Origin of the sequence: Bacillus cereus group sp. N12 (genome assembly GCF_016483575.1) — a bacterium.
Classification (GTDB): Bacteria; Bacillota; Bacilli; order Bacillales; family Bacillaceae_G; genus Bacillus_A; species Bacillus_A toyonensis.
In genome coordinates this window covers 23,919-32,146 of sequence record NZ_JAEHBO010000062.1, presented here as the reverse complement: position 1 = coordinate 32,146, position 8,228 = coordinate 23,919, and the positions used below count along the sequence as shown (strand labels likewise).

The following is an 8,228-nucleotide window of genomic DNA, read 5'->3' as shown; positions in this document are numbered from 1 at the left end:
GGACCGTGGGCATCTGTATTTGTAGCGGTTGCAATCTTCTTGTTTGCATTCAGCTCATTAGTAGGTAACTATTACTATGGTGAAACAAATATTGAGTTCTTAAATGGAAGTAAAGTGTTATTAACGGCATACCGCATTGCTGTACTTGGTATGGTTATGTTAGGGTCTGTAGCAACAATTCAAATCGTTTGGGACTTAGCAGATTTATTTATGGGGATTATGGCTGTTATTAACTTAGTGGCAATTGTATTCCTTTCAAAGTACGCCTTCGCAGCGTTATCAGATTACGTAAAGCAAAAGAAACAAGGAAAAGATCCAGTCTTTTATGCGGAGTCTATTCCAGGGTTGAACAATACAGAGTGTTGGGATAAGCCGGAAGTAGCAGAGAAAGAAAAAGCTGTATAATAAAGTGAAACTTTAATCAGTGGGAGTTTTACTGCCCGGCAAATAGCGGATAAAAGATGGAACGAGCATCAGTGAAATTTGATGCTCGTTTTTTGTGTAGCTATAAAATAGGAGAAAGGGGCAAAAGACGAACATTAATGAAGGTTTTATAATAAAATGTAATTTTTTTTAGAAAAGTGCGGATATGAGTTGGGATTTATGATAGAATGGAAAATGCCTTTGAGACAAGAGGTTTTATGATTTTTCATATCCAGTAAAGTGTTTTGGTGGAGAAATGGAAAGTTCGGATTATTTCTTGTTTTGAATGGTCAGACGTTCAACGTTAATGAAGAGTTAAATGGAGGATTTTATTAATGAAGTTTGTTATGTTTCTTGTAGGATTACTCGTTGTATTCGTACTAGGTTTTCTTATAAGTGCCGATCGAAAGAAGATTAAGTATAAACCAATCGCACTCATGCTTGTAATTCAGTTAGCATTATCGTATTTCTTATTAAATACGCAAGTGGGTTATATTTTAGTAAAAGGAATTTCAGATGGATTTGGCGCACTTCTTGGGTATGCGGAAGCTGGAATCGTTTTCGTATTTGGTGGCCTTGTTAATAAAGGAGAAGTTTCATTCTTCTTAACTGCATTATTACCAATCGTATTCTTCGCAGTATTAATCGGAATTCTACAACACTTTAAGATTTTACCGATATTTATTCGTGCTATTGGTACTTTGTTAAGTAAAGTAAATGGTTTAGGGAAATTAGAATCATATAATGCAGTAGCAGCTGCAATTGTTGGACAAGCGGAAGTATTTATTACAGTAAAAGATCAATTAAGTAAAATCCCAAAACATCGTTTATATACATTATGTGCATCTTCAATGTCAACAGTATCGATGTCAATCGTTGGTTCTTATATGAAAATGATCGAGCCAAAATATGTAGTAACAGCACTTGTATTAAATTTATTTAGTGGTTTCATTATTATTCATATTATTAACCCGTACGATATTACGGAAGAAGAAGATACACTGAAGTTAGAAAATAAGAAAAAGCAATCATTCTTTGAAATGTTAAGCGAATATATTATGCTTGGTTTCACGATTGCAATTACGGTAGCAGCAATGTTACTTGGTTTCGTAGCATTAATTACAGCAATCAATAGCTTGTTTGATTCAGTGTTCGGTATTACATTCCAAGCTATTTTAGGATATATTTTCTCACCATTAGCATTCGTAATGGGTATCCCACAAGCAGAGATGGTAACAGCGGGACAAATTATGGCAACAAAATTAGTATCAAACGAGTTTGTTGCGATGCTTGATCTTGGCAAAGTAGCTGGTGATTTATCAGCTCGTACAGTAGGTATTCTTTCTGTATTCCTTGTATCATTTGCGAACTTCTCATCAATTGGAATTATCGCAGGTGCAACGAAAGGTATCGATGAAAACCAATCAAATGTTGTATCATCATTCGGTTTACGCCTTGTGTATGGTGCGACATTAGTAAGTATATTATCAGCGATTATCGTTGGTGTTATGCTATAAAGTGAAACTTTAATCAGTGGGGGGCTTCATCCCCCAGTGATTATTAGTTGAACCAATCGGGCATTTACGGGCAGTTGATCCCTCACCTAACTTCTTTGCTTTCGCTGCATTTTGAGGTGGGATCTTACTGCCAGTTAATGCGGGATAAAAAAGGATGGTTCTAGCTCATAGCTAGGGCCGTTTTTTATGGTAAATTTACATAAAAAAACCAATTAATTAGGAATATATTAACATATGAAAATCTTTTAAAATTTATATTGCATTTCTTCTAGATAACGCTTACAATTTGATTTGTAGGTGGTATCAATTTCAGACTTTTAATACGGTAGGAGAGAAGAGGCTACCTTTTATAAATTGCAATTTATGTAAACGCTTACTGATTTTAGATAACAGTTGAATAGTATTTAGGGGTTTTAAATTTTTTTAACATCAATGGTCAGACGTCATTCGTTATACGTTATACGACCAATAACTCGTGGGAGAAGTGGAGGATTCACATATGAAAATAGTAATGTTTCTAGTCGGTTTACTTGTAGTGTTTGTACTAGGTTTCCTTATAAGTTCAGATCGTAAGAAAATTAAATATAAGCCAATTGCACTTATGCTTGTCATTCAATTGGTACTTGCGTATTTCTTATTAAATACAAAGGTCGGATTTGTATTAGTAAAAGGGATTGCAGATGGATTTGGCGCTATTTTAAAATTTGCGGAAGCTGGGGTTAATTTCGTATTTGGTGGTTTAGCGAACGATGGACAAGCACCATTCTTCTTAACAGTATTATTACCGATTATTTTCTTAGCGGTATTAATTGGGATCTTGCAACATATTAAAGTTTTACCGATTATCATTCGTGCAGTCGGTTTCGTACTAAGTAAAATTAACGGTTTAGGAAAACTAGAATCATATAATGCGGTAGCAGCTGCAATTGTTGGTCAAGGTGAAGTATTTATTACAGTAAAAGATCAATTAAGCAAATTACCGAAAAATCGTTTATACACACTTTGTGCATCTTCAATGTCAACAGTATCAATGTCAATCGTCGGTTCTTATATGAAAATGATTGATCCAAAATATGTAGTAACAGCACTTGTATTAAACTTATTTAGTGGATTCATTATCGTTCATATTATCAATCCATATGAAGTGAAAGAAGAAGACGATATTTTAGAATTACAAGAAGATAAGAAACAAACATTCTTTGAAATGTTAGGCGAATATATTATGCTTGGTTTCTCTATCGCTGTAACAGTAGCGGCGATGTTAATCGGTTTCGTAGCATTAATTACAGCAATTAACGGTGTATTCGATTCAATTTTCGGAATCACATTCCAAAGCATTTTAGGATATATCTTCTCACCATTAGCATTCGTAATGGGTATTCCAACATCAGAGATGCTAGCAGCGGGACAAATTATGGCAACAAAATTAGTAACGAACGAATTCGTTGCAATGCTTGACCTTGGAAAAGTAGCTGGTGATTTATCAACTCGTACAGTAGGTATTTTATCTATCTTCCTTGTATCATTTGCGAACTTCTCATCTATCGGAATTATCGCAGGTGCAACAAAGAGTATCGATGGCAAACAAGCAAATGTTGTATCATCATTCGGACTAAAACTTGTATACGGTGCAACGTTAGTAAGTATATTATCAGCGATTATTGTTGGGGTTATGCTTTAATAAATTAAGAAAAGCAATGAGCGTAGGCTCATTGCTTTTTTTGTTTAACTTGCTTTATCCAAGTCTTTTTTAAATCGTGGTCTCTCTAAATAAGTTCCCATTCTCCACGCATATTCTATAGGGCCCATTCGGTATTTCTGTAGCCAATAGGTGCTAACGAATAATTGAATTGTATAAATTCCAATGGTCAAAAGAATACCGAAGAAATATCCGATTTTACCGAATAAGTCAAAGCCGTATGCGTAAAAAATTGTTGTTGTGATAATGGATTGAGCTAAGTAATTACTAACCGACATTTTCCCCATATTCGCCATATATGTTAGTAAGCGCGATGCTTTTTTGTAATGGAATAATAAAATAATGGTGCTTCCGTAAAAGAATGTCATGGTTACTGATGTAAGGCCATCGTGTAACATAATTAAAATTGGATGCTTTACGAACACGGCTAAGATTTTAATTGTAAAAGAGAAAATACCAGTGATAAGCCAAATCTTTTTGATAGAAGGTATGTGTTTATCAATCTCAAATAGCCAGCCCTTTTTTCCTACATACATTCCGAGTAAGAAAAGTGGGGACATAAAAATTATTGCGAAAATTGATATGAAAACTAGTCCGAAGAAACCGTTAATCCCAATATAATCGAAAGGACTTTCAGTTAACCTAAAGTTGACATGATCCATATAGCTTCCAGTTTCATGAACTTTATGCTCTTTTTCAATATAAGGAGCAAAATCATTAATATTTGTATTTGGATCAGTTTGATAAGACATAAGTGTAATGAGTGCGAGTAGAATAGTTGCCCAAATCAATAATGTTTTTGGTTTTCTATTTATAAACATCATTAAGAAAATCCCGATAAGTCCGTATGCAAATAAAATATCTCCGGACCAAATAAAGGTACCGTGAATGAAACCTAGTAGTAAAAGAATGCTAATACGTCTTATATATGTGGGGAAAAACTTTTTTCCTTTTGCGATAATACTTTTTTGTAACAAAATAATGCTAAGCCCAAATAAAAAAGAGAATAGGGAAATGAAATTTTGTGTGCCGAAAAATTGAATAAACCAATTAGCACTTTCATCGAGTTTTCCGAAAATATAAGTGGGTTTTTCATTAGCGAATAACCCGAATTGAATTAATGTTATATTAACAAGTAAAATGCCAAATAAAGCGAAACCACGAATTGCATCAACAGCTTCTACACGTTGATTCATTTTTTCTCTCCTCACATATTGTTTTATCCCGCATTAACGAGCAGTAAGACTCCCACCTCAAAATTTGGCGGGGGCAAAGAGCTTAGGTGGGAGATCAACTGCCTGTAAAGACCCGATTAGTTCAACTAATAATCCGTGGTGGATGAACGAACCCCCCACGGATCAAAGTTTCACTTTATATTGAAAATAATACCATTTATTAACTAGTTCTATGTCAAATGCTAGGAAATTTAAGGTGATTTTAAGATAGAAAGCAAATAAAAAAATCACCTTAATACATTCATTAAGGTGATTAAAATACTACTCAGTTGGAGGCGTAAATGTACGTTTCTCTAATTCAGCATCTAGCATAAATAGTGCGTTTGAATCGCTTGTAATACGTTTTAATTTTTGAATGATGCTATCGAATGAAGCTTCTTCTTCTACTTGCTCATCAACGAACCATTTTAAGAATGTAATTGTTGCATGCTCACGCTCATCCCAAGCAATATCAGATAAGTGATAAATACGTTTCGTTACTTCACGCTCGTGCTCAAGTGCGACTTCAAAAGCGTTCAATACAGATTCGTATTCGTTATTTGGATTATCGAATCCAGTAATAATAGCGCGCTCACCGCGGTCGTTAATATAGTTGTAAAGCTTCATTGCGTGGAAACGCTCTTCTTCAGCTTGTACAAGGAAAAAGTTAGCGAATCCATCATAGCTCTCAGCTGTACAGTAAGCAGCCATTGCCATATAGGCGTGGGCAGAGTAAAATTCAAAGTTCATTTGTTCATTTAATGCGTTATGCAATTTTTTAGATAACATAAAATCCCCCTTAGTATTGTGACAAGAATATTATACCATAGTTGATAATATTCTCATTTGAGTGCTTCGAACCTTTTCGAAAGCTTTGTGACGTGTGCGTCCATAATGTCTTGTAAATCCAAATCATATTTTTGCGAAAGAATAATAAGGTTAGATAGTACATCACCAAGTTCTTCTTTTAGTTCTTGTTTTAGCTCTTCTTCTGTTTTCGCATCTTCATCAGGACGATCGCGGCCGATTTCAATAGCGCGAACAACTCGTGAAACTTCTCCAACTTCTTCAGTTAAGAAATTTAAGCGAATAAAGGCATTATACTGTGACCAGCTTCGTTTTTCGTAAAATTCCTCAACCCATCTTTGAAATGCAACGATATCCATTCCTTCCTCATCTCCTCAATATGTTGTACAATGTCAATTGTATCATAACAATATATAGTTTCGGGGTGTAGGAATGAGAAAGATTTGTGTGTTTGCAGGTTCCAATTTAGGGGAGAGACCAGAGTTTAAAGAGCAGGCAATCCAGTTAGGGAAAATGTTTGTTGAGAACGACTATGAGCTCGTATACGGTGGTTCATGCGTTGGATTAATGGGAGAAGTAGCAAACGAAGTTCTTCGTTTAGGCGGACGTGTAACAGGTGTTATGCCGCGTGGTCTATTTCGAGGAGAAATCGTACATACAGGATTAACAGAATTAATTGAAGTAGAAACGATGCATGAGCGCAAGGCGAAAATGGCAGAGCTTGCGGATGCTTTCATTGCATTACCAGGCGGATATGGAACGTTTGAAGAGCTCTTTGAAGTAGTATGTTGGTCACAAATTGGTATACATAATAAGCCGGTTGGTTTATTGAACATAAAAGACTTTTACGGACCAATTTTGCAAATGGTTGAACGGGCAGCAGAAGAAGGCTTTATGAATCCATCGAATAAAGAGTTAATTGTTTCCGCTGAGACGGCAGATAAATTAATTCATGAAATCCAAAATTACGAGCGTCCTGTCTTGGGGACGAAGTGGAAGCAATTATCATAGTACGTTTTTATAGCGATTTATAGAAACACATGTCTTTTTTATCGTAAAAAGACATGTGTTTTTAATTCAGTTAAATATATTAATGTTAGAATGTATAGTTTTTCGGAAAGGAGAAATAGATGGAGGAGTTTGTGTATTTACGTCCTGTTTTTAAAAGTATTTTAGCAGCGTCTATTCTTGTTATGCTAATTGTTTTAAGACAGAAGAAAGAGCTGATTAATGAGTTTTCGCTTTGGTTTATTTCGATATTGTGTGTTGGTGTTTCAGCGATAACATTGTTTATGTCTGGATTTATCGTTGATGAGTATAGTCTAGGTGGAGATGGACAATCGTTTTGTATGTTTATAGCGATTGGTTGTATCAGTGGTTTGAATTTTGTTATTTATTATAGACGGAAATAAAAGAAGGCATTCCATATTACTTTGGAATGCCTTTATCATTTTGATTACTTTGTTTTTTATACAGGTACCAGCCACCCCAGCCGCCACCAATTGCTACAACAACGAGGAAAGCATAGTCTTTAACCTCGACACGTATATTGAAAATATTAGCTATAAGTAAGACGATTCCAACTGTTATTAACGCAAAAAATGCTCTAATTAAGTAGTCTTTCAACTGAACCACTCCCGCCATTTAAGTAGTAAATGATGAATTTGGAAAAGCTTTTTGGATCTATTTTACTAAAAGGTGTTTCCTATATTTTAACATAGATGAGATTGTAATATATTGATAAAAGTAGGGCGAGGGGTGTGTTAATATTGTCGTGATTTGTCGGTAAATTGATATCCTTTGTCGAATCGTTGATATATTGCTTGTAATGATCGATATAATGAAAAAATCGTTGATATATTGCTTGTAATGATCGATATAATGAAAAAATCGTTGATATATTGCGAGTTATGATCGATATATTTGAAAAATCGTTGATATAATTTCGTGTACCGTTAAATGCAACCATTACATAAAAAAGCGACTCTGAAAGAGTCGCTTCCGCTTTTAATCTATTATTGATTCAAGAACGCACGTAGCATCCAAGCGTGTTTTTCTAGTTCTGTGTAGATGCCTAGTAGTAGGTCAGATGTCATTTCATCGTCAGAGTCTTGAGCGATTTCCATGCCTTTTTTCAGTTCGACTAGCATCATTTCGTAGTCTTTCATGATTGCCTCGACCATCCCTTCTGCAGTTTCTCCGTAAGCTGCTTCTTGAATAGAAGATAGTTCTAAGTATTCTTTCATTGTTGCTACTGGTTTGCCGCCAATTGCTAAAATGCGTTCTGCAATTTCATCGATGTGAGTAGCTGATTCTGTGTAAAGTTCTTCGAATTTCTCGTGTAATGTGAAGAATTGAGGTCCTTTTACGTACCAATGGAAGTTGTGTAATTTTGTAAATAAAACGCTCCAGTCTGCTACTTGTTTGTTTAATACTTCGATTACTTGTTTGTTCATTATGATCAATCTCCTTTTGAGTTGTTATGTTATATCAATTACTAATTTATAATTATTATAATCTAGTAATTTGTATAAATCAACCCTTTTGCTGGAATTAATTTGAACAAAT

Annotated in this window: 10 protein-coding genes; 5 read left to right on the top strand and 5 right to left on the bottom strand. The window is 34.8% G+C overall.

What is annotated here, in order from left to right; genetic code table 11:
* The 3 genes from JDS92_RS22445 to JDS92_RS22435 form a co-directional block, all read left to right on the top strand.
* Positions 1-405: alanine:cation symporter family protein (locus JDS92_RS22445; protein ID WP_199632520.1), on the top strand; the 405-nt coding region annotated here is incomplete at its 5' end.
* A gap of 353 nt (positions 406-758) precedes the next feature.
* Positions 759-1,940: a NupC/NupG family nucleoside CNT transporter gene (locus JDS92_RS22440; protein ID WP_000673857.1), complete on the top strand. Its 1,182-nt coding sequence runs from the start codon at positions 759-761 to the stop codon at positions 1,938-1,940.
* Between the two features lie 499 nt (positions 1,941-2,439).
* Positions 2,440-3,621, top strand: coding sequence for a NupC/NupG family nucleoside CNT transporter (locus tag JDS92_RS22435; protein ID WP_000706852.1), 1,182 nt, complete (start codon positions 2,440-2,442; stop codon positions 3,619-3,621).
* A gap of 44 nt (positions 3,622-3,665) precedes the next feature.
* Here JDS92_RS22435 and JDS92_RS22430 read toward each other — a convergent pair whose 3' ends face one another.
* From JDS92_RS22430 to JDS92_RS22420, 3 genes are all read right to left on the bottom strand, one after another.
* Positions 3,666-4,835: a DUF418 domain-containing protein gene (locus JDS92_RS22430; RefSeq protein WP_097957453.1), complete on the bottom strand. Its 1,170-nt coding sequence runs from the start codon at positions 4,833-4,835 to the stop codon at positions 3,666-3,668.
* Positions 4,836-5,135: 300 nt separating this feature from the next.
* Positions 5,136-5,642, bottom strand: coding sequence for a ferritin (locus JDS92_RS22425; protein ID WP_000949410.1), 507 nt, complete (start codon positions 5,640-5,642; stop codon positions 5,136-5,138).
* A gap of 53 nt (positions 5,643-5,695) precedes the next feature.
* Complete coding sequence (locus JDS92_RS22420; RefSeq protein WP_000355745.1) at positions 5,696-6,019, bottom strand: MazG nucleotide pyrophosphohydrolase domain-containing protein; 324 nt, start codon at positions 6,017-6,019, stop codon at positions 5,696-5,698.
* Between the two features lie 73 nt (positions 6,020-6,092).
* Between JDS92_RS22420 and JDS92_RS22415 the strand changes: the two genes are divergently transcribed.
* Positions 6,093-6,671: an LOG family protein gene (locus JDS92_RS22415; protein ID WP_001225748.1), complete on the top strand. Its 579-nt coding sequence runs from the start codon at positions 6,093-6,095 to the stop codon at positions 6,669-6,671.
* A 119-nt stretch (positions 6,672-6,790) separates the two neighbouring features.
* Positions 6,791-7,072, top strand: coding sequence for a hypothetical protein (locus tag JDS92_RS22410; protein WP_000390905.1), 282 nt, complete (start codon positions 6,791-6,793; stop codon positions 7,070-7,072).
* Between the two features lie 16 nt (positions 7,073-7,088).
* Here JDS92_RS22410 and JDS92_RS22405 read toward each other — a convergent pair whose 3' ends face one another.
* The gene (locus tag JDS92_RS22405) at positions 7,089-7,286 is read right to left on the bottom strand and encodes a hypothetical protein (protein WP_000656329.1); all 198 of its coding nucleotides are present in this window, start codon (positions 7,284-7,286) and stop codon (positions 7,089-7,091) included.
* A gap of 389 nt (positions 7,287-7,675) precedes the next feature.
* Complete coding sequence (locus tag JDS92_RS22400; RefSeq protein WP_001041895.1) at positions 7,676-8,116, bottom strand: Dps family protein; 441 nt, start codon at positions 8,114-8,116, stop codon at positions 7,676-7,678.
* Between the last annotated feature and the right edge of the window lie 112 nt (positions 8,117-8,228).